The sequence below is a fragment of the Microbulbifer hainanensis genome (genome assembly GCF_014904735.1).
Taxonomy (GTDB): Bacteria; Pseudomonadota; Gammaproteobacteria; order Pseudomonadales; family Cellvibrionaceae; genus Microbulbifer; species Microbulbifer hainanensis.
The window spans coordinates 1-24,760 of record NZ_JACZCR010000015.1; the positions used below are offsets into that span (position 1 = coordinate 1).

The window sequence follows — 24,760 nt, forward strand, 5'->3', positions numbered from 1 at the left end:
GCACTGGCGACGGCAGAGACATTCGTGACCGTCACCTTTGCCCCCGGCACAACCGGACCCGAGAAATCCGCCAGTGCCTGCAGGGCTTCCTGAGCGTTGCTGATCCTGTAAGGCTTCAGGCTTTCCAGGCTCTCGATATGCAGGAAGTTGCCGTTTTCCGGCAGCGTCTCATCGTATTCATCCCGGAACCAGCGCCGCCCGTGAGTGATTACTTTGTCCACCGCGTCTTTGGGAGGCGGCAGGCCGGGCACCATGTAATCCATTGCGAAGCCATCGTAAAACGACTGGATATCCGCTGGATCTGTAATGCCCCTGCAGTCGATCTCAAACGTATTGCTGATACTGAAATAGGTAAAGCCGGTGACCTGGGTGTTGGGCCCACAGATACTTTCCACCATCTGGCAGGTGTCGATGGGGTCCTGCATGATCTGGCAGCCTTCGAACACGATCTTCGATTGCACGGTGACGCCGGACTTTTCCAGCTCCTGGCGCACCATTTTTGTACTGGGGCTGCCGCTACCGATCAGCAGAAAGCCGGGCCCCGAGTGTACGTCGATAACCAGCGTATCGATCCGGCTGTACTTGCTCAGTGCCGAGGCAAGTTGAGCGAGCGATTCCACCCCAACCAGTTTTGCGTTGGGGTAATAGGCGCGGGCCAGAATCGGGGCAAACTCGCTGATCCCGGCATCGCTGCCGTCGTACAGCATCAAGGTTTTGATCGATGGCCCTTTGGCGGCGGAAGATCCGCCGCCGCTGGCCGCCTTGGTGTCTGCCACCGGGGTCTGTGTCAGCGTATCTGCATTGAGCAGCCGCCCCACATCGGTGACGGGATGTCTTGGAGGCATCGGGAATTCCTCCTTATTCCGCCGGTTCTGCTTCGTACAGGCGGTTGAGGTCGACAATGGTCTCCAGGCGGTCCTCGAGCTTCGCTTCGGCGATCGCCGCCTGTACCAGCCGTTCGCGATCGTTGGCCAGGGTTTCCTTGTTCGCGGCTGCGCGCTGGATGGACATCGCGTACTCGTCCAGCGCATCGGCCTGGCCGAGCAGGGCTTCGACAATAACGCTGTCGGTGCGCATGGTGATGCGCGAATCATTCAGCAGCACGCCGTCCACCGGGTTGCTGGCATCCTCCTGGTGCAATGGCCCGGTCTTGAACCGGTAGTAACTGGTGGGGGTCGGAACGGGGAACTCTCCGTTGCCGTCGAGCGTCGCCGGCGCGATCTCGATGCGGGTACCGTGGTCGACCAGGTTAACCCGCTCCAGGGTGGGCACCATCACGTCTTCCCGGTCGGCAATAAAGCCGGCCATTTTCAGTATGGCGCGCGCCACTTGCGGGATCTTCTGCTCGACAACGAATTCCTGCAGAAAACCCAGCAGCCCGGAAATCGGCACTTCCCGCCAGGAGTCGCGGCGGCCATTGGTAAAGGCCACCCGTACATCCTTCAGGTGCAGTTTGGTGATGTATTCCTGGTTGAGTTCGCGGAAGACGAAATTGAGTACGCGACGCATATTGGCGTTGCTGATGGTGCGCTCGATAATGGTTTCCGATCCGGCCTCCTCTTCGCGCTCGGAGCTGCTGGTCACCGACATCTCGCGCTTGCTCGAAGCCTCCGCGGCATGCTCCTTGACGGATTCGGCGGCCTGCTTGGCAAACTGCTCGCGTCCACTGGAATACTCGCCGCTACCGCCGCCGGAGACACTGGCGCTGCCGAAGCCCCAGCTCGCGGAAACTTCAGCTTCCACGTGCCACTCCTCGGTCTTGGATTTGGTTTGCTTGTCGGTGGTCTCGTTCTGGATCTTGTCGGCGAAGCGCTCGCGCGCAGACTGCTCGTGGGAGTCGATGATGCTGGAAGATTCCTGCCGGCTTTCCTTGGTGCTCTGCCAGGTGCGCATGGAGATGTGTGTGGTCTCGCCGGGCAGCAGGGTGAAAGTCTTCACGGTTTTGCCCATGCCGTAATCACCGAGGAAGGAGCTGACGCCGTAGCGCTCCACCAGGAATATCTTCGGTTTCTCCGAGGACTCGATCGGGTGCGGGGTATAGGTCAGGTTGCCCGCCCAGCCCACTGACGGCACCATCACAATACCGGCATCAATGTTTTCCTTGAAGATATTCGGATCGACGGCTTCATTTAACGCGGCGATTGTCTCCATCTTCTGGCTGGCACCTGCGGGGGAATTCGCCTTGCTTAGCGGCGCACGCGCGGGCTTCACATCTGCCGGCATCCGGCTAACCCGGGTGCTGATACGCTGAATACTCTCACTGAGGAAGTTCTGCACCTTGGTGTCATTGGGCAACAGGTTTTTCTTCACTTTCGGATCAATGCCGAGAGAGTCCTTGTAGGAAGTGCCAGCCGACCTGGCCAGTGCGGTGAAATCCTTGTTGCCGAGGCCCAGATCCAACTCCATGATCCGTCGGCCGGTATGCGCACCGGGCAATGGAACCTGGTAATTAATTTTGGCCGGTTGCCCCGCCTCACTGAATTGAATTGCCTTGGGTTCGTTAGTAGGGTCTGGCATCGCTAAATTCCTTTTTATTTGGATAACGGTGTTTGTAATTTCCGGCTTCAAATTCCTTGTTAAAAGCCAGTCTGGATCGGGCCTGCACTCTGCATTTAAATTTTGAGAGCAACCAAATAGAAGCCCGAGAGAGAACCAAAGGATCTATCGGGACTATCTCCAGGGCGCGGCGAGAATATCAGTGGAAGATTTTTTATCGCAACAGGCAGAAAATGCTTATTGCGACAGCAAAAATCTCAATCGCTAAAAATTAATTGACGGTCTTTGGCAACTACTTGAAATAGAAGCCAAATATAAAAATATGCGGATTGAAAACACGCGGTTACGCACGCTTACAAGTCATTACAGAAAACTGGCTGCCGGTGACGACTATCGCTAATAGAATTCGCAGGAAAATGGGATCAGGAATATTCGCAGAGAGATTGACGTGACAGATCTTTGCGATCCGTCAAACAATCAATGCGGACTGATCCGAAGAAATCGCGGAACTCCCGGTATTGTGAAGTGTACCCCGTGAACAGGGCACGAGCCGAAGTACCCGCGCCCCAATCCCGGATCTTTCCGGGGCCGATGCCTATTCGACAACCGGTCGCTGCAGTTCCGAACTCTGAAACTGCAGCTCCGCCAGGCGCTTGTACAGTGGCGATATCTCAATAAGCTCGGCGTGCCTGCCCTGCGCAACCACCTGCCCCTGATCCAGCACGGCAATATTGTCGGCGTGCAGAATCGTCGCCAGCCGGTGGGCGATAATGATGGTCGTGCGGCCCTGCATCAGCGCTTCGAGCGCCTGCTGCACGTGGTATTCGCTCTCGGCATCCAGCGCGCTGGTGGCCTCGTCCAGCAGCAGGATTTTCGGATCTTTCAAAATGGCGCGCGCAATGGCGATGCGCTGCTTCTGCCCGCCCGACAGGCGCGTGCCCTGTTCGCCCAGGTGGCTGTTGTAGCCGTCCGGGAGCTGTTCGATAAATTCGTGGGCATGGGCGGCCTTGGCCGCGGCAATCACCTCGGCATCGCTCGCGTCGGGCCGGCCGTAGCGGATGTTGTACCAGACATCGGCGGTGAACAGCGCCGGTTGCTGCGGTACCACGGCGATCTGCCGGCGCAGGGTGCCGGTGTCCATTTCGCGGATATCCACACCATCCAGTGTGATGCGCCCGCCCAGCGGATCGTAAAAGCGCTGCAGCAGTTCCAGCAATGTGGATTTACCCGCACCGGACGGGCCCACAAGCGCCAGGCTCCTGCCGGCGGCCACATCCAGGCTCAGCTTGCGGACGGCGGGCTGGTCCGGGCGGGAGGGGTAACTGAACTCCACCGCCTCGAAGGCCACTTGGCCCCTGGCCCCATTGGCATCGCTCGCGGGCTGGCCGGATTCGGCAGTACCGCTGCTGACCGGAATCTCCGCTTCGACATTAAGCAGGTCCATCAACCGTTCGGTGGCGCCGGTAGCGCGCTGCAGTTCGCCGTACACTTCGGAAATGGTGGCCACAGCGGAGCCCATCATGAAGGCGTAAAACACGAAGGCGGCCAGGTCACCGCTACTCATGTGCCCGGCGATCATGTCGTTGCCGCCCACCCACAGCAGGCAGCCCACGGCGCCGAACATCAGCATGATCACCACCGCCACCAGCAGTGAGCGCTGGCGCACGCGGCGCTTGGCGACGTCGAACGCGGCTTCCACTTCGCGCCCAAACGCCTGCTGTTCATCGTGTTCGCGGGTATAGCTCTGCACGGTTTTGATGTGCTGGATAATCTCACCGGCGTAACTGCCCACATCGGCAATCGAGTCCTGGCTGGCCTTGGACAGCTTCCGCACGCGGCGGCCATAGAGCACGATCGGCAGCAGCACCAGCGGCACGCCCACCAGCACCATCAGGCTCAGTTTTAGATTGGTGAACAGCAGCAGCACCAGCGCGCCGACAAACATCAGCGAACTGCGCAGGGCCATGGAAAAGGAAGTGCCGATAATATGTTGCAGCAGGGTGGTATCGGTGGTGAGGCGGGACATGATCTCACCGCTGCGGTTGGTCTCGAAATAACTGGGATGCAGCGTCACGATATGGTCGAACACTGCCTTGCGCAGATCCGCCACCACGCGCTCCCCCAGCCACGACACCAAATAGTGGCGCGCGTAGGTACCCAGTGCCATCAGCACCGCCAGCAGCATCAGCACCAGAACCGCGTGGGCGAGAGCCGCACTGGAATCGCCGGTGAGGCCGTTGTCCACCAGCAGGCGCACACCCTGGCCGATGGACAGGGTGATGCCCGCGGTAAACACCAGCGCGATGCCGGCAGCAATCAGGGTTTTCTTGTAGGGCCGCACAAACTGCCACAGCGCCACCATCATCTCGCGGGCGGTCATGCTGGAGGCGTTTTTCGGGCGCGGGGTTTCCACGGGTGTGCTGGCGACGGGCTCGGCGGTATTCGACATAAACGTCTACTTATCAATGCGGGCGGCAAGAATATATGGGGTCAGGCGCGCGCTTTGACAAGCGTAGCAACCTGTTCCGCCCGGTGGCAGTTCAGTCGCCCCGTGGCGGTGCTGGCCTACAGCCGCAGTAGATCACTGGCTCCGCGAGCCCTTACAATTGCGCTATTCCATCGATTATGCCGGCGAGCGCCCGGCCAGGTAGTTCGTAAAGATGACCGATTCGCAACCCAACAACCCGCTCCACGGCATCACGCTGGCCACCATCGTGGAGGAGCTGGAGGCGCACTACGGTTGGGACGGCCTGGCGGAGCGGATCGACATCAACTGCTTCAAGAGCAACCCGTCGGTGAAGTCCAGCCTCAAGTTCCTGCGCAAGACGCCCTGGGCACGCAGCAAGGTGGAGGACCTGTATATCGCGACCTTCAGTAAGCCGAACCCCTGGGGCGGGCGCTGACCTGCCACCCCGCCGCCTGCCCCTCAACCTGGATATCGACTGAAGGGCGCTGCCGCGCATCTCAATAACCCGCGATTCCCAGGCCATCTTCCCGCAAGGGCAATATCCGCTACAGCGCCGCTTATTGGTTCAGGAGCCGATGAACTGCGGACTGTGGCCATCCTGGCTCCACACTCCTTGACTTCACCCTCCTTGGCTCCACTCCCCTTTGAAAATGAACAAATTTTAACCATACCCACAAATAGTTGGCTCCGTCATGGAATGACAACTTGATGGATTCGCGGCCAGACATATAATGCGAAGCGTTCTTATTTAGATTGGGGATTCAACACAATGATACGCGGACTGATGACTGCAGCGATCCTGACCCTTGCGGCCACCGCCTCTAACGCCATGGCAGAGGTAAAAGAGTTCAAGATCGTGATCAAGGACCACATGTTCGAGCCCGCCAAGCTGGTGGTGCCTGCCGGCGAGAAAGTGAAGCTGCTGGTGATCAACCAGGACGCGACCCCTGAAGAGTTTGAAAGCTACGACCTGTACCGGGAAAAAGTTGTGGCCGGGAACAGCCAGATAGTGATTTTCCTGGACCCAATGGATCCGGGCGAATACAGCTACTTCGGTGAATTTCACGAAGCCACCGCCCAAGGCAAAATCATCGCCCAATAACTTTTCCGTCAGGTAACCCATGTTCAGTTCAGCCATTATCGTTTTCCGCGAAGTCCTCGAGGCCGCACTGGTCATCACCATTGTGCTGGCGGCCACCCAGGGGGTACTGAAGCGGCACCTGTGGATTAGTGGTGGCGTGGCCGCGGGCCTGGCCGGTGCGGTGCTTATCGCCAACCTTGCCGAGCAGGTATCCATGGCCTTCGAGGGCACTGGCCAGGAGCTGTTTAACGCGGCCATTCTGTTCAGCGCGGTAGCGATGCTGGCATGGCACAACATGTGGATGTCCCGCCACGCCAAAACCCTGGTTGCCCATCTGAAACAGGTGGGCAGCAGCGTATCGAGTGGCGAGCTGCCGATGTATTTCCTGTCCACTGCCGTGGGACTGGCGGTTCTGCGCGAAGGCTCGGAAGTGGTGCTGTTCATGCACGGTATCGCCGCCGGTGGCAGCGACAATGGCTCCCTGTTCACCGGCGGGCTGCTGGGGCTGGCCGCAGGCTGCGCCATGGGCGCATTGCTGTATTTCGGTCTGCTACGGATTCCTACCGGGCAGCTGTTCCGGATTACCGGCTGGCTGATCCTGTTCCTTGCCGCAGGCATGGCTGCCAGCGCTGCGGGATACCTGGTGCAGGCCGGCGTGATCGCGGGCAGCAAACCGCTCTGGAACAGCTCGGGCCTGCTTTCCCAGCATTCGGTGGCCGGACAGATACTGCATGTTCTGATCGGGTACCAGGATCGTCCGACGGCGGTTCACCTCAGCTTCTACCTGGCAACACTGGTCTTGATCGGTGCCGGTATGCAGCTGTCGAAAAAGAAAGAGCCGGCACAGGCTTGATCCACGATTCCTAATAGATATTTGACGCCTACTTTTAAGGAACAGTCTTTGATGAATACTTCCAGATTTTTTCCACTGGCCGCGCTCGCCATGGCGCTGTCCTCCGCACCGGCTTTTGCGGGCATCGACAAGGTTTACAGCCCACAGGTTGAGCTTGGTGAGCTGGAACTGGAAATGCGCGGCGTCCACGGGCTCAACTCTTCCGATGCGCATGAAGTCAATTTCGGCATCGGCTACGGCGTAACGCAGAACTGGTTTGTCGAGGGTTACCTGATCGGGGAAAAGGAAGACGGCAACTTCGAGATTGAAGAAGCCGAAATCGAGAGCAAGTTCCAGCTGAGCGAAACCGGTGAATACTGGGCCGACTTCGGTGCGCTGGTCGAGCTGGAAAAGAAACTCGAGGAAGACGTCTGGGAAATCAAGGCGGGCCCAATCATTCAAAAGCGCGTGGGCAAGATCGTAGCTACCGCCAACATCCTGCTGGAACAGCAGTTTGGCGATGACAAGACAGAGGACGAGGTCGAGCCGCTGGGTTCATTCCAGCTGCGATACCGTATGGGCCCGAGCCTGGAGCCGGCGGTAGAGTACTACGCCGATGAATACACCCAGGCTGCCGGCCCGGTGCTGCTGGGCAACAACCGCTTCGGCAACAGCACGATGAAATGGGAACTGGGCGTGATGTTCGCCCTGAACGACGAGACCGAAGATGCCACCCTGCGCTGGCAGGCCGAGTTCGAGTTCTGATCTCTCTCCGCCGCAACCAGTGAAAAAGCCGCCCCCGGGGCGGCTTTTTTGTGCCCATTGAATGCGCAGTCCGCCGAACTGGTTGAACCGCCAAAAACAACAAAGCCACCGGGTCAAGTGGCTTTGTTGTTTTTAATTGCGATTACCGAAACATCAGCTCCGGATTCACCATGGACTTCATCTCCAGCACATTGCCATTGGGATCCTTGATGAAGAAGGTTTCCTGTTCGTACTCGTCGCCCACAAAGCGGCGATAGGGTTTATCCAGGTACTCCAGGCCGGCGGCCTCAATGCGGCGCTTCAGTGCCTGAAATTCGTCATCGGGCAGGTGTATCCCGAAATGCGGCACAGCCACTGCGCCCATATCCACATCATGGCGCACTGTGGGCAGCTGTTCTTCGCTCTGGTGCAAGGTCAATTCGTTGCCCCAGAAGTCGATATCCACCCATCGCCCTTCTTCGCTGTTACCGGTTTTGCAGCCCAGCACTTCACAATAGAAGGTCATCGCCTTGGTCAGATCCCCGGCGGGGATGGCGAGATGTAGACAATTAGACTTCATGTTGCCTCCAGCAATTCACTATTCTTGAAATAATCACGTTAATACTAAGATTTTTGCGCAATATTAATCCTCAAAAATCGCTGTTTTACAGCAAGAACCCATCAAAATATAACGTTTGCCGCGACTATTCGTTCGACCGAGGAATTACGTGCCAGACCCTATCACCCTGAAACGTTCGCTGTCCCTGCCGGTAACCAGCCTCTACGGCATCGGCACGATTATCGGTGCCGGTATCTACGTGCTGATCGGCAAGGTGGGTGCGGTGGCGGGACTGGTTCTGCCCTATGCATTCCTGCTGGCCGGAATCATTGCCGCACTGACCGCCCTGTCCTACGCGGAGCTGTCTTCACGCTTCCCCCACAGTGCCGGGTCTGCCGCCTATATCCACAATGCTTGGCAGCGGCGCTGGCTGGCCCAGCTGGTGGGCACCCTGGTTGCGCTCACCGGCATTGTCTCGGCCGCGACGATCGCCAACGGTTTCGTCGGCTACCTCCAACTCTTTATCCAAATGCCGGCCTACCTCGCGATCATCCTCCTGGTTGCGCTGCTGACACTGATTGCACTGTGGGGCATTAACGAGTCGGCATTGACGGTGACCATCGTGACGCTGATCGAAGTGGGCGGCTTGCTGTATGTCATCCATGTCAGCCGCCAGGCACCCGCAGTGCAGGAGTGGACACAGATATTCGCAGTTCCCGAAATAGATGCCTGGGCGGGTGTGCTGGTGGGCAGCTTTTTGGCCTTTTATGCGTTTATCGGTTTCGAGGACATGGTGAATCTTGCCGAGGAGGTCAGGAACCCGCGCAGGACGCTGCCGCGGGCGATACTGATCGCCATTGCCGTATCGACGCTGCTCTATATGGTCGTCGCCGCGCTGGCAGTGCGCACGTTGCCAGTCCCTGAACTCGCGCAGAGTGCTGTCCCCCTGGCGAGCATGGTCACCAGTGCCGGCTATTCGACCACTTTTATCGGCATTATCAGTATGTTTGCAGTAGTGAATGGCGCGCTGGTGCAGATCATTATGGCGTCCCGGCTGCTGTACGGTATGGCGAAGAAAAACCTGGCTCCGCAGATTTTCGCCGGCGTCAGTGCGAGAACCCAGACCCCGGTCGTCGCCACGCTATTGGTTGGAGGAATTATCCTGATGTTCGCCCTGTGGCTGCCGCTCACCGTGCTGGCGAAGATCACGGCTTTTATCATGCTGGTGATATTCTCGCTGGTTAACCTTTCCCTGCTGACCATCAAGGTGCGCGGTGGCGAGACGGAGGCCGGCGTGATCAGCTATCCGATCGTCTTTCCGGCACTGGCTTTACTGTTGTGCGTTGCGCTCATTGCCTTTCAGCTGCTCGCTTAGGGACGAATACAATTTTTCCATCAACAGCGACCTGGTGATGTAGGTTCACTACTCAATCACCTTCCGCAAGGACTTCTCAATCTGGCCACCGCAATAGCCATTGCCATATCTTTCCCTTTGTGCGGCAAGAAATTTTTTGATCGCCGGGCGGGCTTCGACTCTCTGGCATAGGACGGCAATGTGTGGGGCGTTTTCCTGCAGGTCTTCTTTCAATTGCGGGAATGAATACACCATGGTGCCGAACAGCGCAGTGGTGGCAATATCGGCAACCGAGAGGGTGGTGCCAAGCAGGAACCCCTTGTCGCCCTTGAGTCCGTGTTCCAGCCCCGTCCTTTCAAAGATCTTCATCCAGTCCGACAGGCGGCCGTAGCGGAATGTTTCCCAGTCGGGCTTGCTCCACATCGACATGCCGTTGAAGTTGGTAATTTCCATCAGCACGTCGTTGCAGTCCAGAATGGTTTTCAGGGCCAGTGTATGGGTCTCCGCGCGCTTGGGCAGGTAGTCATACTCTCGCCCCAGGTGCATCAGGATGGCCGGCATCTGGGCAAAATAGGTTTTGCTCTTGCACTCGTATAAATATGGCGGCGCCATACCCGGATTCTTTATCTTCAGGCTTCTTTCCGGATAAATTTCCGTCGCATCGCACTTCCGGTATTGGGCGCCAACCTCCTCCAGCAGCAGCTCTATAAATATGCTGCGGAAGGGTAAATCCCAGTAATAGAGTTTGTAGTCCATTCGGGCTTCCTCCAGGTGCGGCCACGGGAAAAGTGCGCCGGGAAAACGTTCGCGCTCAGCGCAAGCGCCGCGGAAACTCGAAGCTTAGCATCTGGCCCCGGTGACAGCGCTTGACCCAACTTAAACAGGATTCGTTAACGCTGTCGCTAAAAACGGGTCGTCTTAATCAGCAGTGGCTACTCTATGCATTGGCACCGAATCACCCTCGCTCCAGCCCAGGGTGACGCCGTCCGGCTTGATTTCAAGCGTCGATGGAAAGGAATTTCTTCGGGGAAACCAGAACATTTTCGAGTACAGCATGATCCGGCCGTCGTCCAGCGCATAGGGTTCAACCGGTACTCCAGCAAAGCTGCCCTTTAGGCTTCCATCGTCTTCCCACAGACGCAGATCCATATCGAGCATATCTGCCCAGCGCCAGATATAGTGCCCGTCCATGGGAATATTCCGATCGGGAGATAGCGCGGCGCCCAGCTCTTCCGCCATGCGCTCCGGGGTTAGCCCATCGAGAAGACCGAGGGTATCTGCAATAGTGGTGACATAGGCCCAGGAGTAGCTCATACCGCGATTGCTCAGCACGATAATATCCAGCTTTTGCTCTGGCAGTTTCCAGATCTCCGTGCCGGCAATACCGTTGTGGCCGATGACTTTTCCACCCGGATAGTTGTGGATTTCGAAATTGAATCCATAGGGGGCTGTCTCGCCACTATTCAGCCGCACCGCTGTCCACATCTGCTCGCGATTTTTGCTGCTCAACAGCCGGTCGCTATTCAGCGCCGCATTCCAGTGAATCACATCCGTCAATGTGGCAAAGATATTTCCGGCGCCGCCAAAGTTTTTATGGTCCAGCTGGAGAAAACTGTCGCGGTTAAAGTCTCGACGCAGAATGCCATGGGATACTGCGTAACCGGTAATCTGGTTCGGCATCACCCTGGCATAGTCATAGATGTAGGCCCCGCTCATTCCGGCTGGCTGGAAAAGCGCATCGTGCATCAACTGGGGGAAGGGTTTGCCGCTGGCCCTTGAGGCAATAATGGCCAGTAGCTCGGGGTTGGTATCGCCGTAATGAAACTCGTCCCCGGGCGCAAAGTCTGGCTTGAGCTTCGCTGCCTGCATCAGGTAATCGCTGATCTGCAACGGCTTCCCCAGGTCAGGATTGCAGATGACACAGGCATCGCGATCATCTTCATAGCCATTGAGGCCACTGGTCTGTGTGAGCAGGTGTCGGACCTTGATTGCGCCCCAGCTTTCCGGAAGCTCCGGCAAGTACTTGCGAATACTGTCATCCAGCGCCAGCTTCCCCTGCTGCTCCAGAACCAGTATCAGTGCTGCCGTAAACTGCTTGCTGACGGAAGCCAGCCAAAAGACGGTGTCTTCGGAAACCGGCACACCGTATTCGACGCTGGCCAGGCCATAGTAGGATTCCTTGAGCAGCTTGCCGTTGTGGATGACCGCCACGGCGACGCCGGGAGTCTGGGTCTGCTCCATTAACTGCGCAATATTTTTATCGATCGCCGCAGAAGTGGAATCGTTCCAGCGCAATTCGTTGGCATGGGCCACCGCGACTGCGCCAACCGTCAGAGCAACGGTGGCGAGTAATCGAAAAACAGCATTGACCATAACTTCCCTCCTGATTCCCTCAAGATGAGAACAGCCATTCAATGACTTTCCACCCGAATGGCATTTCCGGTTTCGACATCAACGAAAATTTCATTGGATAACCGCTGTGCGTCCGATTCCGACACGGCTTTTCTTGCAAAACATGATTCAAGCGCCACAACACCTTCGCATTGCTGCCACACAACCAATGGAGAGAACCAGAATAAACCAATGGCGAAATCAATATCCACAGATCTATCCCTGAGCCAGTTGAATTCAATTTAGAGCGCGAATACTGCGCCAATCTTTTCGCTGAGCGACGCTTTGGCACCCTCGTCGCTAGTTCATGCCACTGCCATTGGATATATTCGATGTGAGGTATGCAGTCTGACACACGTGCTTTTCTTTTGGTGTCGGGCGCTGTAACACGAAGTTCAGCCAACAATAAGGAGATTGACCATGCCCAAATTTGTGATCGAACGGGAAATCCCCGGTGCAGGAGACCTGAGCAAAGACGACCTGCAGGGCATCTCGCAGAAATCCTGCGAAGTGCTAAAGGAACTGGGCCCATCAGTGCAGTGGGTGCAGAGCTACGTCACCGCGGACAAGGTTTACTGCATTTACATCGCTCCCGATAAAGAGGCGGTGCTCAAGCACGCCGAAATGGGCGGCTTCCCGGCGAATTCGGTCGCGGAGGTAAAGACCGTGATGGATCCGACTACTGCCGAGTAACCCCGTCACTCAGTGAGCGCGGCCTGCCGTATTTCCGGCGGGCTACCCTCGGGGGCTGACCAGCCATTCTCCCCCGTTCTCCTCTGCTCGATTATCAGTCAACTTGCTCGACACTGCGCCAGTTAAACCCTATAGTGCGCCCCCCGCTGTACATCTCCGCTACGGCGACGTTGGTAGACCAACGACCTTATTTCCCAGCCCGCAGGAATACGCCCTTGATCACCACCGCAAACATCACCATGCAGTTCGGTGCCCAGCCGCTGTTTGAAAATATCTCCGCCAAGTTCGGCAACGGCAACCGCTACGGCCTGATCGGGGCCAACGGCTGCGGCAAGTCGACGTTCATGAAGATCCTGAGCGGCGCGCTGGCGCCTACAGCGGGCAATGTGTCGATTGAGCCGGGCTGCACCGTAGGCACCTTGAGCCAGGACCAGTTTGCCTTCGAGGAGTACAGCGTGGTCGACGCGGTGATCATGGGCGATACGCGGCTGTGGGAGGTGAAGCAGGAGCGCGACCGTATCTACTCGCTGCCGGAAATGAGCGAAGAGGACGGCATGCGCGTGGCCGAGCTGGAAGTGCAGTTCGCCGAGCTGGATGGTTACAGCGCAGAGAGCCGCGCGGGCGAGATCCTGCTGGAAGCCGGCATCGAGGAATCCCTGCACTTCGGCCCGATGAAGCAGGTCGCCCCGGGCTGGAAGCTTCGCGTGCTGCTGGCGCAGGCGCTGTTTGCAGATCCGGACATCCTGCTGCTGGACGAGCCGACCAACAACCTGGATATCCACACTATCCACTGGCTGGCGGAAATCCTGAACCAGCGCAAAAGCACCATGATCATCATTTCCCACGATCGCCACTTCCTGAATTCCGTGTGCACCCATATGGCGGATATCGATTACGGCGAGCTGCGTGTCTTCCCGGGCAACTACGAAGACTTCGTGGCCGCATCCACGCTGATTCAGGAACAGCTCCACGCGGAAAACGCCAAGAAGAGCGCGGAGCTGGAAGAGCTGCAGAGTTTCGTCAACCGCTTCTCTGCCAATGCGTCCAAGGCCAAGCAGGCCAGCTCCCGCGCCAAGAAGATGGAAAAGATCAAACTCGACGAGATCAAGCCGTCCAGCCGGGTGAAGCCCTATATCACCTTCCAGCAGTGCAAGAAACTGCACCGCCAGGCACTGACACTGGAAAACCTGTCCCACGGTTTCGAGGGCGAGCCGCTGTTCGAGGGTGGCGAAATGCTGCTGGAGGCCGGCGCGCGCCTGGCAGTGATCGGTGAAAACGGGGTGGGCAAGACCACCTTCCTGCGCTGCCTGGTGGAACAGATCCAGGCCAACAGCGGCACTGTCAAATGGGCGGAAAACGCAATGGTCGGCTACTGCCCGCAGGACAGCAGCGCGGACTTCGAAGGTGACCTGACCATCTTCGAATGGATGTCCCAGTGGCGCACGCCCAAGCACGATGACCTCGCGGTGCGCGGCATTCTGGGTCGGCTGCTGTTTACCGCGGACGATGCCAACAAGAAAGCCAAAGTCTGCTCCGGTGGTGAAAAGAACCGCCTGCTGTTCGGCAAGCTGATGATGATGGACACCAATGTGCTGATCATGGACGAGCCGACCAACCACCTGGATATGGAATCCATCGAGGCACTGAACAAGGCGCTGGCCAAATACGAGGGCACGCTGATCTTCGTCAGCCACGACCGCCAGTTTGTCTCGTCCCTGGCCACCCGGGTGGTCGAGATCAAGGATCAGGCGCTGATCGATTTCCAGGGCACTTACGAGGAGTACCTGGCGAACAAGGCAGCGGCGGAATCACAGGCCGCCTGACCGGGTGTTTAACCCGGTCAGGCGATAATTGCGGTTGGGAAAAATTGCTTTGAATATCGGGGCCAGGCTCTCTGGCCCCACGGTATTTGCCGCTCTGTTCAAACCCTGGCGCATAAGCCGGAAATCTATTTGAACAATTTATAGACAAACCGCTACTTTTTCTATAGAGTGGGCGCCAGCTAGAAAGAAAGTCTATTATTTAAAACCTACATTTCGCTGTTTTATTCGTAACACCTCGTCCTGCAGTTTCTAAGTTCCAGTCTAAATTTCCAAGCACCACCCGCCCCACAAAGGCACTACCAGTTTTAAATTTCAGGATATTTTTATGTCTAATACAGTGACCGGAACCGTAAAGTGGTTCGACGAAGGTAAAGGTTTTGGTTTTATTGCTCAGCAATCTGGACCGGACGTTTTTGCTCACTTCAGCGAAATCGCCAGCTCAGGCTTCAAGACTTTGGTTGAAGGCCAGGCCGTTGAATTTACCGTGACTCAAGGTAAAAAAGGCCCGCAAGCTTCCAATATCGTAGTTGTTTAACACAACTACGATTTATAAAAAGGCAGGCCTTTCCGGCCTGTTTTTTTTTGGCTCGAAAGCCGGTCAGGCCAACCTCTCGACGTCATTGCGCATCTCCCTATTAACCTTCCTGTAAACCTTCCTCCCTACCGCCCTCTACACCTTCAGCTGCCGCCAATGCGCCGGTACAAGCCGCAACAACTTCGGCAATAGCACCCAAACACCAGAGAATCTCGCCCGCTGCGAGCATATTCCGCGGCACCACCGGCAAGTTTTCGAGACCACTGCCCGCAGCCTGACTTGGCGAAAACACGCATTTAATAGGTCAGTATTGCTCAGCAAAAGCGATTCCCGCCCCTTCCGAGCACAGCATTCCCCGGTTGATTCATTTGTTGGCACATTGTCAGCATTCGCCCCGCCTAAAGCCCTGTCATCGAATCGAAATAAATTGGAAAACGGGTCGCGAATCCGGTAAATTCCGCGCTCATTTTTTGACCAGATCTTGATCGCAACCATCGAAAACGCTGACCACCGCGCGGGATGTGTTGCACGCGGCGGATTGACCCTGAGGTACCCGATGACGCTGACCAAGTCCCTGTCCCTACTGGCCGCCGGCCTGGTATCTGGGGCGGCCCACGCCGAGATGCTCTGGCAAGACAACAGCCTGACGCTGCTGCACGGTAACGACTACAGGGTCGATTACAGCCTGGACACCGACGATGCCAGCCGCGATGTGGTGACCTTCGAGCACGCCAGTGGCCACAGCTGGGGCGACCTGTTTATGTTCGCCGATTACCTGACGTCCGATGCGGGCTCCACAGAGCTGTATACCGAAATCTCCCCGCGCCTGAGCCTGGGCAAACTGAGCGGCCGCGAGCTGTCCTGGGGACCGGTCAAGGACGTGCTGCTGGTATCCACACTGGAGCTCGGCAATATGGACGACCCTGACCACCTGACCGCGACCGGTTCGCACTTCAGCAACAAGCTGGCGGGTGTGGGTTTCGACCTGGCGGTTCCGGGCTTCAACTATGTGCAGGCCAACCTTTACCATCGCGACAACGACGACAAGGCCGATAACGAGCAGCTGACCCTGGTGTGGGCGCTGCCGTTTGCGCTCGGCGAGCAGGAATTTCTTTACGACGGCTTTATCGATTGGACCAGTGCATCGACCGATGCGCATCCGAGCATGAATTTTGCATCCCAATTGAAATGGGATGTCGGCGCCCAGTGGGGCAAGCCGAAGGCCCTATACGCAGGCATCGAGTACGTGCATTGGAACGATAAGTTCGGTATCAAGGACGGCTCCTACGGGATCGACACCAATGAACGCAACGTGAACCTGCTGCTCAAGTATCATTTTTAAGCCTTAAATTCGAGACCAGTAAAGAACATGACAGAAGTCCATGTACCCGCGGCCGACAAGCCGGCCGTTGCCCAGCCCGTCGGAAGTGCCCCGCTGCTAGAGCGGCTCTTCAAACTGACGGAGCGCGATACCACTGTGCGCCGCGAAGTAATCGCCGGGGTCACAACCTTCCTGACAATGGCTTACATCATCTTCGTGAACCCGAACATCATGGCCGCGGCCGGGATGGACAAGGGGGCGGTGTTCACGGCGACCTGCCTGGCCGCAGCCTTCGGCTGCCTCATTATGGGGCTCTATGCCAACTACCCGTTCGCGCTGGCGCCGGGCATGGGGCTGAATGCGTTTTTTAGCTTTGTTGTTGTTGGCGAAATGGGGTACAGCTGGCAGGTGGCCCTGGGAGCGGTGTTTATCTCCGGCATGGTGTTCCTGTTCCTCAGTATCTTCAAGATACGGGAGTGGATCATCGACAGTATTCCCATGTCGCTGCGGCAGGCGCTGGCGGCGGGCGTGGGCCTGTTCCTCGCCATTATCGCGCTGAAGAGCGCGGGTATCGTTGTGGCCAGCCCGGCCACCCTGGTGACCCTCGGTGACCTGACTTCCAGCAGTGCCGCGCTGGCGGCGCTGGGCTTTTTCCTGATTGCCGCGCTGGCCTACCGCCGTATGCTCGGTGCAGTGATGGTCGGCATCCTCGTCGTCACCGTGATTGCACTAATAATGGGCAAGGTGCACTACGCCGGCCTGGTCTCCGCACCGCCGAGCATGATGCCGACCTTTATGCAGCTGGATATCGCCGGCGCTTTTGACGTAGGCATGATCAGCGTGATCTTCGCCTTCCTGTTCGTCGACCTGTTCGACACCGCCGGCACCCTGCTGAGCACTGCGGACCGCGCCAGACTGCTGGACGAAAAAGGCCAGCTGCCCGGCATGGGCAAGGCACTGATGGCCGACAGCTCCGCCTCGGCGGTCGGCTCCCTGCTCGGCTCCTCGACCACCACCACCTTTGTGGAGAGCACCGCAGGCGTTGCCGCCGGCGGCCGCACCGGCCTGACGGCCGTGGTGTGTGCGGGTCTGTTCCTGCTGGCCCTGTTTTTCTCGCCGCTGGTGGGCATGGTGCCGGCCTACGCGACTGCCGGCGCACTGCTGTATGTCGCCGTGTTGATGACTTCCGGGCTGTCGTCCATCGATTGGGATGACATCACCGAAGCCGCGCCCGCGGTGGTGGCAGCGGTGATGATGCCGCTGTCCTTCTCCATCGCCAATGGCATTGCACTGGGCTTCATCGCCTATGCAGTGATCAAGACCCTGAGCGGCCGCAGCAAGGATGTCAGCATCAGCGTGTACCTGCTGGCGGCCCTGTTCATTGCCAAATTCATCTTTTTCTGAGGGCTTCTTCCAATGAGTAGTAACGTGAAAAAGCACTTTATCAGCGCGCAACAACTCCTGACGGATTCCTACGCGCTCGCAGAGCAAATTTTCCAGAGCGGTTTTCGCCCCAACTACATCGTCGGCGTCTGGCGTGGCGGTGCGCCGGTGGGTATCGCGGTACAGGAGCTGCTGCACGTGATGGGCGTGGACGCGGACCACATTGCGATCCGTACGTCCTCCTATACCGGCATCGGCGAGCGCGACAAGAACGTGCGCGTACACGGCCTCACTTACCTGATCAAGCGCCTCGAGTCCCACGACAACCTGCTGATCGTCGACGACGTGCACGATTCCGGCCTCAGCATCGACCAGACCATCAAGGACCTGCACAAGGCCTGTAAGAAAAACACACCGGCCATCCGCGTGGCCACGCCGTACTACAAGCCGCATAACAACAAGACCGAGCGCGAGCCGGATTACTACCTCCACAAAACCAGCCAGTGGCTGGTGTTTCCGCACGAGATCGACGGCCTGTCCCGCGAGGAAATTCTCGAGCACAAGCCGGAGCTGGCGCCGTACATCGAGCGGATAAGGACTGTAGAACCTGTCGCTGAGCCAGCCTGATCGTTCCAACTGCCCGGGTGCGGCCACAGGCCGTGCCCGGTGTTCGCCCACCAACGTCACGCCCCTTTACCGCTTAACCCAATTACAGCGTTTCTCCATTCCACAGCGTGCGCTAATTGGTTTATCTCCCCGTGGCAGAGGCGTATCCTTGCCGCCCACAGGCAAAATGAAAACGCCGGGGCCGACTGCTTATAAAACCGACGCCCCGGCCATTGGCAGGCAAGCCAGGCGATATGAACCACTCCGACATCCACATTCCCGGTTATACCGTGCACGGCCAGATCGGCCACGGCGGTATGGCTTCGGTCTACCTGGCCACCCAGGAATCCCTGAACAGGAAGGTAGCCATCAAGGTGCTGCGCAACAGTGCCGAGCAAGGTATCAATGAGCGTTTCGTCAAAGAGGCGCACTTCATCGCCAGCCTTTCCAATCCGCATGTCATCACCATTTACGATATCTCCTCGCTGGCGAACGGCGATCACTACATCGCCATGGAGTATGTCGACGGCGGTGACCTGACCGATAACCAGCACCGGTTTCAGCAGCCTGATGCAGCCCTGCGGCTCATCCGGCAGATCGCCGACGGACTGGCGGTGGTGCACGATAAGGGCATCATCCATCGCGACGTCAAACCGGCCAATATCCTGTTCCGCAAGGATGGCACCGCGGTACTGACCGATTTCGGTATCGCCAAGGATGTGGACAACAACTCCGACCTGACCCAGGCCGGCTTTAGCCTGGGCAGCCCGTCCTACAGCAGCCCGGAGCAGGCGCAGGGGCAACCGCTGGATATCACCACGGATATCTATGGCCTGGGCGTGATCCTGCTGGAACTGTTGCTCGGGCATAATCCCTTCAAGGGCGATAGCCATACCTCCACCGCGATCAATCATATCCAGCAACCGGTTCCGGTTTTGCCCGCCGAATTGCACTATCTGTCCCCGTTGCTCGCGCGCATGCTGGCGAAGCAGCCGGCCGCGCGCTTCCAGTCCTGCCGGGAACTGGTGGAAGCCATCGAGCCATTGCTCAAGCCCACCGCGATAGGGAAAGTCAGTGACAAAACGGGAGGGATCGTCTCGCGGTTTGGCGCGATCCGGCTGGGCGGTAAGACCTATCCTCTGCTGCTGCCCGCGCTGGGCATTGTGGCCGCAGTCGCCCTGGTTTTCGCGCTGACCTATGAAAGCAAGACCGACCGACAAATCCGCCAGCTGCTGGAACAGGCGGAACTGAGTCTGGACCAGGGCCGCTATATTTCCCCGGAGCACGACAACGCCCGCTATTACTATCGCCAGGTTCTGCTGCTGGACAACGAAAACAATAAGGCGAATCAGGGCCTGGAGACTGTCACGACAAGGTTGATCGAGGACTACGTTGCCCAGGGTGCCGAAGCGCTGGAAAGCGGCCGTCTGAATCGCCCCAAGGGTGACAACGCACTCCACTATTACCGCAAGGCGCTGGCACTGGATCCGGAAAACCCGCAGGCCAATGCGGGCATGAAGCAGTTGGCGGCGGAGTTTGCTCGCCGCGCCCGCGCCAGCCTGCTCGAGGACGATCTCAAACGGGCCGATTACAACGTAAAGCGCGGCCTGCGTATCCAACCGGAGAGTAAGGAGCTGCTCGCCTTGCGCACTGAGATCGACGAGAAAATGCCGGCGGCAAAAAAGCTGATTCGCAACGTGTTCGGCAAAATCCGGGAAACCATCGACGGCAAGGGTTGAGTCGACGCGGGCAGGATTGCCGCGCTGGTTTGATCAATCGGGCCCGTCTCCGCTGAGCTTACTGCTGCGCAGGCGAGTTGGGCACCAATAAATTCGACAAATGTAAAAAGACCGAAAACTTCCCAATATAACACCCGTGGAATTTTTCGGTCTTATATTTTTTGACTACTGGCTCGCCTGGGATCTTCTACTCTCCAACTCCCTATTAACTTTGTCCGGATCGGCCTTCTGGGATATCGAGAAGGTCATGTTTTTACTTCTGGCCATAGCCAAAACCTGCTTGGTTCTGAGGTATTTCCCTACCGCCATCCCGAGCATAAAACCGCAGCCAGCATTCTCGTCTTTACCTTTAATGACCGTCTGTACAATTTTTTCGTAAGCGGCGTTGCTCTTTTCCAGCATTGCATCCCACTCGCCATTCGCCCTCTTCTCGGCAATTATTTTCTGGTTCTCCTCACTGAACCCCTGAAGACCTTCCGAGAGCGCCTGTTCAAAATCAAAACCCATATCGCGCGTTGCATAGGCGCAATTCCCAGATGAGAGATGATCTATCTGCGCGATAGCCTGTATATACTCAGCCAAAGTCGGCGCGTAGACCTTATCGTGTGTGGTTTCTGCCTTTACTGGCATTACCATGAGCAGGGAAATCACCGCGAACAGAGTACTTCTGGTTGTTATATTCATCTTGCCCCCAAGCAGGAAATTTCGGTTTTTTGCATAGAGAATGGGATCATGTAACTCGAGGATACCTGAAAGCAGTTGCAATTGCGCAATAGTGCCATGCCCCTCAGTACGCCTGTTCCGCATTAACGCGCTGGTACATTACGGTAAGAGGCAACCTCGCCGGTCGACTTTACCGGCAAGAAATATCACGAATGGGCGGGTATCCAATTTACGACGGTCGGCGATTTACGACTGATAATATCGGCGTTTTATGGCGTCGAGAAAATAGCAACTTCGACTGAATGCGGGACTAATTCCATTGATTACTCAGGCGCCGAGATTCAATTGATGAGAATCCCGCCATACATGAGGGCATCACCGCCCATTAATTTCTGGTCAGTTCAAAGCGGTTGAGAAAGCCGTCGAGCAGGTAGGCAAACAGCATCAGCACCAGTAGCGCGACGGTGACGGATGTCAGACGGTAGGCGGTACCGTAGAGGATATCCTTGTGCGGCTGCATATATTGGCCGAACAGGATGCCGACCGTGGTCAGTGCCCCGAACCCCATGCCGGAGCCTGCGCGTTCCACCAGGTGCAGTTTTGCCGTCATCAGCACGGTAATGAAGAGTGCCAATACGACCAGAAGCAGGTGACTGATCAGGTCGTACAGCAGCAGCTGCACGCCGATAGCGAGTACACAGCCATAGGCAACGCCCTGGCAGCGTTTCCACGCGGCGATCAGTGTGCCCTGGTAGGTCATCGGGAAGAGCACCAGCATTGTCGCCACCTGGGCCGACAGGGAGTCTTTCAGATCCAGGGTCTGGAAAACCATAAACGACAACGTGGCCAGTATGGCGCCCATCAGCGTGCGGTGATTGATCTGCGATGCTGTCAGGTTCTGCCGCGGCGGTGGCGCGACAGTTTCGGTTTCCGGAATCAGCCAGTACAACACTGCGGCGGCCACTACCGAGAAGAGCGATGCCAGCCCGATAGTGGCCACCATATCCATGATGTTGGTAGAGACATAGCTGGAAAAGTGCAGCAACGTCGATAACGTCACCAACCCCGCCGCACCCAACAGGAAATAGGGTGTGCTCGCCATCAGGCGGAAATGCCAGCAGAAAACCGCAAACACGGCCAGGGTCATCAGCGGCGGATACGGCGCAAAGAAGGTGTACAGGAGCCACACCTCCACCACGTTGAGCACCGCGCTCCCCAAAAACTGCGCGGCGATCAGGCGGTCGAACCTGGGCAGCATGCCCAGTAGCAGCATGGGGAAAACCGTAAAGAAAATGCCGAACGGCCAGCCCAATAACTTACACAGGAAAAAACCACTGCAACTGCCGAAAGCAATACGCAGCAGACGTCTTTTTTCCAGCTCTGTGAGATTGGTAGACATGGCGATTAGTAGACTCTGGGATTAATAGACAAAGTGCAGCAGGCTGACGATGCGCATCTGGACTTTACCAATCCAGCGCAGCAGTCCGCTGTCGGTGCCCGCCAACATGACGGTGGCGCGTGATCCGGTAACCAGTGACGGCGGCAGCTTGTCATTGAGCTCTACATAGACCCGGACCCGCTGCGCATCGCGCACCCAGCGGTCGCTCTCGTCCGGCGCGGCGAGTTTGCCGTTAGGAGAGAGCTGGCCTTTTGCCACCCCCAGGTCGCGGCTGCGCAACGTCGCGGAAAATACCCTGCCCGGCAGCGCATCAAATACCACCCAGGCCGGCGCATTGTCGGTAATATCGGACAGGGTTTTCTCGCGAAAATCGGCGGTGATGCGCTCATTGCCAACGACAACCAGTGACATCAACGACTGTTTGGCCTGTGCCTGGATGCCGGAAACCAGCTGCAGGTTGGAAACAACACCATCTTCGGGCGCGCGCACTTCAGTGCGCGACAGTGCCAGCCTGGCGGAATCCAGTTGATTCTGGGCCTGACGTACCAGCAGGTTTTTATCGCCCTCGAAACCCAGTTGCACCTGGATCGCCCGGCGCTTCTCCCTGGTGGCAACCAGTTGCGCCGCCGCGGTGTCCACAGCGGTGGCAGCCTTATCGAGAGTCTGCTGACTGACCACCTTGGTGGCACGCAGGGATTGCAAGCGCTTGAACTCGCGCTTTTTCTCGATGTTATCGGCTTCGGATCCTTTCACCGCCGCATCGGCCTGTGCCAGCTGGGCGCGCAGGTTGTCGTTGGTCTGCTGGGCGGCGCCCAGCGCCAGTTCGGCTTTCTGTACCGCCAGTTCATAGTCGCTGGGGTCAATGCGGAACAGCAGCTGCCCGGCTTCGACCTTCTGGTTGTTGGTCACATCCACTTCCACCACTTCGCCCGCCACGCGGGGAGCAATGGTGAGGACCGGACGCTGTACCATGGCATGCGGGGTCATGGGGATGACCATATCGGCCATCAACACATAGGCAAGCACAAGCAGGAACAGCGCGCCGGCACGACGCATCCAACGATTGAAATGCTTGTCTGCTGTCATTTTCTTTCCTCTTCGAGTACCGCTTGCGCGTTACTGATGATGATTTCCAATACGTCGTGCAGCATCTTGCGCTGCTCGCTACTGACGCCCTTCAGCAGCAATTTGCGGCCATCCCGGGCAACGACTTCCATTTTGCCGAGCAACTCCCTGCCCGCATCGGTTAACCAGACGGTGCGGCAGCGGCCGTCTTCGGGATTGGTGCGCCGCTCGATCAGGCCAGCCTCTTCCAGCTGGCCGAGCGTGCGCACCAGCGAGGGCTGTTCGACACCGACGTTGGCCGCCAGCACGGTCTGGGTGCAACCCTCGCCTACCTTGTCCAGTACCAGCAAAGCCACCCAGCGGGTCTGGGTCAGCCCCAGCTCGGCCATATAGTGGTCGACGACGGTGCGCCAGATATGTCCGGCGCGATTCATCAACCAGCCCAGATTGCTCTCCATAAGGCACCTCTATTAATTAGCATGCTAAGCAATATAGCACATAGTTAGCATGCTAACGAAATAGAAAGGAGACTAGCCGGTCAGATAGGCGCGCGCAACCACTGGCCGGCGCGGTTCGCGCAACACGGGCGGGAAGATAAAAGATGGGAAGAGAGGAGCCTTTCCGGGAGTCGACCAATATCTGGCTATGGGAATGGCCTACCCGTGGGCCTCCGCCAGACACTGCCAGAACGTCTGCACAATGCGCGACGGCTTCGGTGATACCCGCTGGATCGCGACAAACTCGCAGCGGTACTGATAGCGCTGCGGGCATACCGCACGAATCTCCCCGCGCTTGACGAAGGTTTCCGCGTAGTGGTCCGGCAGGTAGCCGATATAGCGGCCGGACTGCAGGCAGTGAACGATGGCTTCCTGGTCGTTGACGGTGATATCCCGCTCCAGACCCAGGCGGTTGCCGACTTCCATGTTCGGCGAGTGGTAGCCGAGACCGGCGTATTTGCAGCTGCGGATGGCATCATCGTCGATGGAGATATCGGCGGTGCCGAACAGCGGGTGGCGATAGCCGCAGTAGAGATACATCTGCTCGTCAAATAGGCGTTGATAGTCGAGGCTGGGCGAGGCCCGGTGGGCCGGGATCACCCCCAGCTGGAAACGGCCCTCCATCACCCCACGCTCCACTTCGTTGATCGGCTCGATGTGGATATCCAGACTCACCTCCGGCGCCAGGTCATCGAAACGCCGCAGCGCCTCATCGATATGCGCGGCCGGGTTGGTGACCATCTTGTCGAACAGGGCAATGGAGATATGGCCGGTCATGCGCTTGTGCACATCCGCCACCTCGCCGCGGAAGGCATCCAGTGAACCCAGCAGGCGCAGCGTGGCCTGGTAGATCTGCCGCCCCTCGTCAGTCAGCGCAAAGCCGCCGCGGCCGCGCCGGCACAGGGTCACTCCCAGGCGCACTTCGAGGTCCTTGATATGCCGGCTGATGGTGGAGCGGCCCACGTTCAGCTCCAGCTCCGCCGCCGAGAAGCCGCCGGCCTCGGCCACGGCGCGGAAAACCCGCAACAGCCGCAGATCGATATCGCTCAACTGCCCCAGCAGGGCTGCCTGTTTACGCGCCACTCTCTAACCCCAACTCATTCCTGACTCCG

The 24,760-nt window shown here is 57.8% G+C and carries 24 protein-coding genes; 12 read left to right on the forward strand and 12 right to left on the reverse strand.

Annotated features, from left to right (window positions below):
• The 3 genes from IG168_RS04950 to IG168_RS04960 all read right to left on the reverse strand — a co-directional run.
• A partial coding sequence (locus IG168_RS04950) for a hypothetical protein (RefSeq protein ID WP_193162384.1) occupies positions 1–845 on the reverse strand: 845 nt, incomplete at its 3' end.
• Positions 846–858: 13 nt separating this feature from the next.
• Positions 859–2,517, reverse strand: a complete 1,659-nt coding sequence (locus IG168_RS04955; RefSeq protein ID WP_193162386.1) for a hypothetical protein — start codon at positions 2,515–2,517, stop codon at positions 859–861.
• Between the two features lie 574 nt (positions 2,518–3,091).
• On the reverse strand, positions 3,092–4,945 hold the full coding sequence (locus IG168_RS04960) for an ABC transporter transmembrane domain-containing protein (protein ID WP_193162397.1): 1,854 nt from the start codon (positions 4,943–4,945) through the stop codon (positions 3,092–3,094).
• Between the two features lie 211 nt (positions 4,946–5,156).
• On the opposite strand from IG168_RS04960, the gene IG168_RS04965 reads away from it, so the two are divergent.
• The 4 genes from IG168_RS04965 to IG168_RS04980 all read left to right on the forward strand — a co-directional run bounded on the left by IG168_RS04965 (position 5,157) and on the right by IG168_RS04980 (position 7,641).
• On the forward strand, positions 5,157–5,399 hold the full coding sequence (locus IG168_RS04965; RefSeq protein ID WP_193162399.1) for a VF530 family protein: 243 nt from the start codon (positions 5,157–5,159) through the stop codon (positions 5,397–5,399).
• Between the two features lie 333 nt (positions 5,400–5,732).
• Complete coding sequence (locus IG168_RS04970) at positions 5,733–6,065, forward strand: cupredoxin domain-containing protein (protein WP_226876545.1); 333 nt, start codon at positions 5,733–5,735, stop codon at positions 6,063–6,065.
• Between the two features lie 19 nt (positions 6,066–6,084).
• Positions 6,085–6,897: an FTR1 family iron permease gene (locus IG168_RS04975; protein WP_193162401.1), complete on the forward strand. Its 813-nt coding sequence runs from the start codon at positions 6,085–6,087 to the stop codon at positions 6,895–6,897.
• A 51-nt stretch (positions 6,898–6,948) separates the two neighbouring features.
• The gene (locus IG168_RS04980) at positions 6,949–7,641 is read left to right on the forward strand and encodes a hypothetical protein (protein ID WP_193162403.1); all 693 of its coding nucleotides are present in this window, start codon (positions 6,949–6,951) and stop codon (positions 7,639–7,641) included.
• Positions 7,642–7,783: 142 nt separating this feature from the next.
• On the opposite strand, the gene IG168_RS04985 is transcribed toward IG168_RS04980, so the two are convergent.
• The gene (locus IG168_RS04985) at positions 7,784–8,200 is read right to left on the reverse strand and encodes a VOC family protein (protein ID WP_193162405.1); all 417 of its coding nucleotides are present in this window, start codon (positions 8,198–8,200) and stop codon (positions 7,784–7,786) included.
• Between the two features lie 148 nt (positions 8,201–8,348).
• Between IG168_RS04985 and IG168_RS04990 the strand changes: the two genes are divergently transcribed.
• A complete protein-coding gene (locus tag IG168_RS04990; protein ID WP_319024665.1) occupies positions 8,349–9,554 on the forward strand; it encodes an APC family permease in 1,206 nt (401 codons plus the stop codon).
• Positions 9,555–9,602: 48 nt separating this feature from the next.
• Here the strand turns inward: IG168_RS04990 and IG168_RS04995 are convergent, their stop codons facing one another.
• The 3 genes from IG168_RS04995 to IG168_RS05005 all read right to left on the reverse strand — a co-directional run bounded on the left by IG168_RS04995 (position 9,603) and on the right by IG168_RS05005 (position 12,136).
• A complete protein-coding gene (locus IG168_RS04995) occupies positions 9,603–10,289 on the reverse strand; it encodes a glutathione S-transferase (protein WP_193162407.1) in 687 nt (228 codons plus the stop codon).
• A gap of 162 nt (positions 10,290–10,451) precedes the next feature.
• On the reverse strand, positions 10,452–11,906 hold the full coding sequence (locus IG168_RS05000) for a serine hydrolase domain-containing protein (protein ID WP_193162409.1): 1,455 nt from the start codon (positions 11,904–11,906) through the stop codon (positions 10,452–10,454).
• Positions 11,907–11,944: 38 nt separating this feature from the next.
• Positions 11,945–12,136 carry a hypothetical protein gene (locus IG168_RS05005; protein WP_193162411.1) on the reverse strand — a complete coding sequence of 64 codons (192 nt, stop codon included), beginning with the start codon at positions 12,134–12,136 and terminating at the stop codon, positions 11,945–11,947.
• Positions 12,137–12,344: 208 nt separating this feature from the next.
• On the opposite strand from IG168_RS05005, the gene IG168_RS05010 reads away from it, so the two are divergent.
• From IG168_RS05010 to IG168_RS05040, 7 genes are all read left to right on the forward strand, one after another.
• The gene (locus tag IG168_RS05010; RefSeq protein WP_193162413.1) at positions 12,345–12,617 is read left to right on the forward strand and encodes a DUF4242 domain-containing protein; all 273 of its coding nucleotides are present in this window, start codon (positions 12,345–12,347) and stop codon (positions 12,615–12,617) included.
• Between the two features lie 215 nt (positions 12,618–12,832).
• On the forward strand, positions 12,833–14,440 hold the full coding sequence (locus IG168_RS05015) for an ABC-F family ATPase (protein ID WP_193162415.1): 1,608 nt from the start codon (positions 12,833–12,835) through the stop codon (positions 14,438–14,440).
• Positions 14,441–14,765: 325 nt separating this feature from the next.
• On the forward strand, positions 14,766–14,975 hold the full coding sequence (locus IG168_RS05020; RefSeq protein ID WP_193162417.1) for a cold-shock protein: 210 nt from the start codon (positions 14,766–14,768) through the stop codon (positions 14,973–14,975).
• 556 nt (positions 14,976–15,531) lie between these two features.
• Positions 15,532–16,317 carry an outer membrane protein OmpK gene (locus IG168_RS05025; RefSeq protein WP_193162419.1) on the forward strand — a complete coding sequence of 262 codons (786 nt, stop codon included), beginning with the start codon at positions 15,532–15,534 and terminating at the stop codon, positions 16,315–16,317.
• A 27-nt stretch (positions 16,318–16,344) separates the two neighbouring features.
• Entirely contained in the window at positions 16,345–17,700 is a 1,356-nt protein-coding gene (locus tag IG168_RS05030) for an NCS2 family permease (RefSeq protein ID WP_193162421.1), read from the forward strand.
• Positions 17,701–17,712: 12 nt separating this feature from the next.
• Positions 17,713–18,306 (forward strand): phosphoribosyltransferase, encoded by a 594-nt coding sequence (locus IG168_RS05035; RefSeq protein WP_226876547.1) that lies wholly within the window; start codon positions 17,713–17,715, stop codon positions 18,304–18,306.
• A 233-nt stretch (positions 18,307–18,539) separates the two neighbouring features.
• Positions 18,540–20,024, forward strand: coding sequence for a serine/threonine-protein kinase (locus IG168_RS05040; RefSeq protein ID WP_193162423.1), 1,485 nt, complete (start codon positions 18,540–18,542; stop codon positions 20,022–20,024).
• Positions 20,025–20,189: 165 nt separating this feature from the next.
• On the opposite strand, the gene IG168_RS05045 is transcribed toward IG168_RS05040, so the two are convergent.
• The 5 genes from IG168_RS05045 to IG168_RS05065 all read right to left on the reverse strand — a co-directional run bounded on the left by IG168_RS05045 (position 20,190) and on the right by IG168_RS05065 (position 24,731).
• The gene (locus tag IG168_RS05045) at positions 20,190–20,708 is read right to left on the reverse strand and encodes a hypothetical protein (protein ID WP_193162425.1); all 519 of its coding nucleotides are present in this window, start codon (positions 20,706–20,708) and stop codon (positions 20,190–20,192) included.
• Between the two features lie 364 nt (positions 20,709–21,072).
• Positions 21,073–22,086, reverse strand: a complete 1,014-nt coding sequence (locus IG168_RS05050) for a DUF2955 domain-containing protein (protein WP_193162427.1) — start codon at positions 22,084–22,086, stop codon at positions 21,073–21,075.
• Positions 22,087–22,107: 21 nt separating this feature from the next.
• Positions 22,108–23,172 (reverse strand): HlyD family secretion protein, encoded by a 1,065-nt coding sequence (locus IG168_RS05055; RefSeq protein WP_193162430.1) that lies wholly within the window; start codon positions 23,170–23,172, stop codon positions 22,108–22,110.
• On the reverse strand, positions 23,169–23,609 hold the full coding sequence (gene slyA / locus IG168_RS05060; protein WP_193162440.1) for a transcriptional regulator SlyA: 441 nt from the start codon (positions 23,607–23,609) through the stop codon (positions 23,169–23,171). Before slyA ends, IG168_RS05055 begins: the two co-directional genes overlap by 4 nt.
• A 198-nt stretch (positions 23,610–23,807) precedes the next feature.
• Positions 23,808–24,731 carry a LysR family transcriptional regulator gene (locus tag IG168_RS05065; protein ID WP_193162442.1) on the reverse strand — a complete coding sequence of 308 codons (924 nt, stop codon included), beginning with the start codon at positions 24,729–24,731 and terminating at the stop codon, positions 23,808–23,810.
• Between the last annotated feature and the right edge of the window lie 29 nt (positions 24,732–24,760).

What these genes read in the sequence shown, in the direction of transcription:
- IG168_RS05050 (WP_193162427.1), bottom strand. Translation starts at nt 22,086, where the DNA reads ATGTCTACCAATCTCACAGAGCTGGAAAAAAGACGTCTGCTGCGTATT.
- IG168_RS04965 (WP_193162399.1), top strand. Translation starts at nt 5,157, where the DNA reads ATGACCGATTCGCAACCCAACAACCCGCTCCACGGCATCACGCTGGCC.
- IG168_RS04995 (WP_193162407.1), bottom strand. Translation starts at nt 10,289, where the DNA reads ATGGACTACAAACTCTATTACTGGGATTTACCCTTCCGCAGCATATTT.
- IG168_RS05045 (WP_193162425.1), bottom strand. Translation starts at nt 20,708, where the DNA reads ATGAATATAACAACCAGAAGTACTCTGTTCGCGGTGATTTCCCTGCTC.
- IG168_RS04975 (WP_193162401.1), top strand. Translation starts at nt 6,085, where the DNA reads ATGTTCAGTTCAGCCATTATCGTTTTCCGCGAAGTCCTCGAGGCCGCA.
- IG168_RS05035 (WP_226876547.1), top strand. Translation starts at nt 17,713, where the DNA reads ATGAGTAGTAACGTGAAAAAGCACTTTATCAGCGCGCAACAACTCCTG.
- IG168_RS05025 (WP_193162419.1), top strand. Translation starts at nt 15,532, where the DNA reads ATGACGCTGACCAAGTCCCTGTCCCTACTGGCCGCCGGCCTGGTATCT.
- IG168_RS05010 (WP_193162413.1), top strand. Translation starts at nt 12,345, where the DNA reads ATGCCCAAATTTGTGATCGAACGGGAAATCCCCGGTGCAGGAGACCTG.
- IG168_RS04970 (WP_226876545.1), top strand. Translation starts at nt 5,733, where the DNA reads ATGATACGCGGACTGATGACTGCAGCGATCCTGACCCTTGCGGCCACC.
- IG168_RS05040 (WP_193162423.1), top strand. Translation starts at nt 18,540, where the DNA reads ATGAACCACTCCGACATCCACATTCCCGGTTATACCGTGCACGGCCAG.
- IG168_RS05055 (WP_193162430.1), bottom strand. Translation starts at nt 23,172, where the DNA reads ATGACAGCAGACAAGCATTTCAATCGTTGGATGCGTCGTGCCGGCGCG.
- IG168_RS05030 (WP_193162421.1), top strand. Translation starts at nt 16,345, where the DNA reads ATGACAGAAGTCCATGTACCCGCGGCCGACAAGCCGGCCGTTGCCCAG.
- IG168_RS04960 (WP_193162397.1), bottom strand. Translation starts at nt 4,945, where the DNA reads ATGTCGAATACCGCCGAGCCCGTCGCCAGCACACCCGTGGAAACCCCG.
- IG168_RS05020 (WP_193162417.1), top strand. Translation starts at nt 14,766, where the DNA reads ATGTCTAATACAGTGACCGGAACCGTAAAGTGGTTCGACGAAGGTAAA.
- slyA (WP_193162440.1), bottom strand. Translation starts at nt 23,609, where the DNA reads ATGGAGAGCAATCTGGGCTGGTTGATGAATCGCGCCGGACATATCTGG.
- IG168_RS04980 (WP_193162403.1), top strand. Translation starts at nt 6,949, where the DNA reads ATGAATACTTCCAGATTTTTTCCACTGGCCGCGCTCGCCATGGCGCTG.
- IG168_RS04985 (WP_193162405.1), bottom strand. Translation starts at nt 8,200, where the DNA reads ATGAAGTCTAATTGTCTACATCTCGCCATCCCCGCCGGGGATCTGACC.
- IG168_RS05000 (WP_193162409.1), bottom strand. Translation starts at nt 11,906, where the DNA reads ATGGTCAATGCTGTTTTTCGATTACTCGCCACCGTTGCTCTGACGGTT.
- IG168_RS04955 (WP_193162386.1), bottom strand. Translation starts at nt 2,517, where the DNA reads ATGCCAGACCCTACTAACGAACCCAAGGCAATTCAATTCAGTGAGGCG.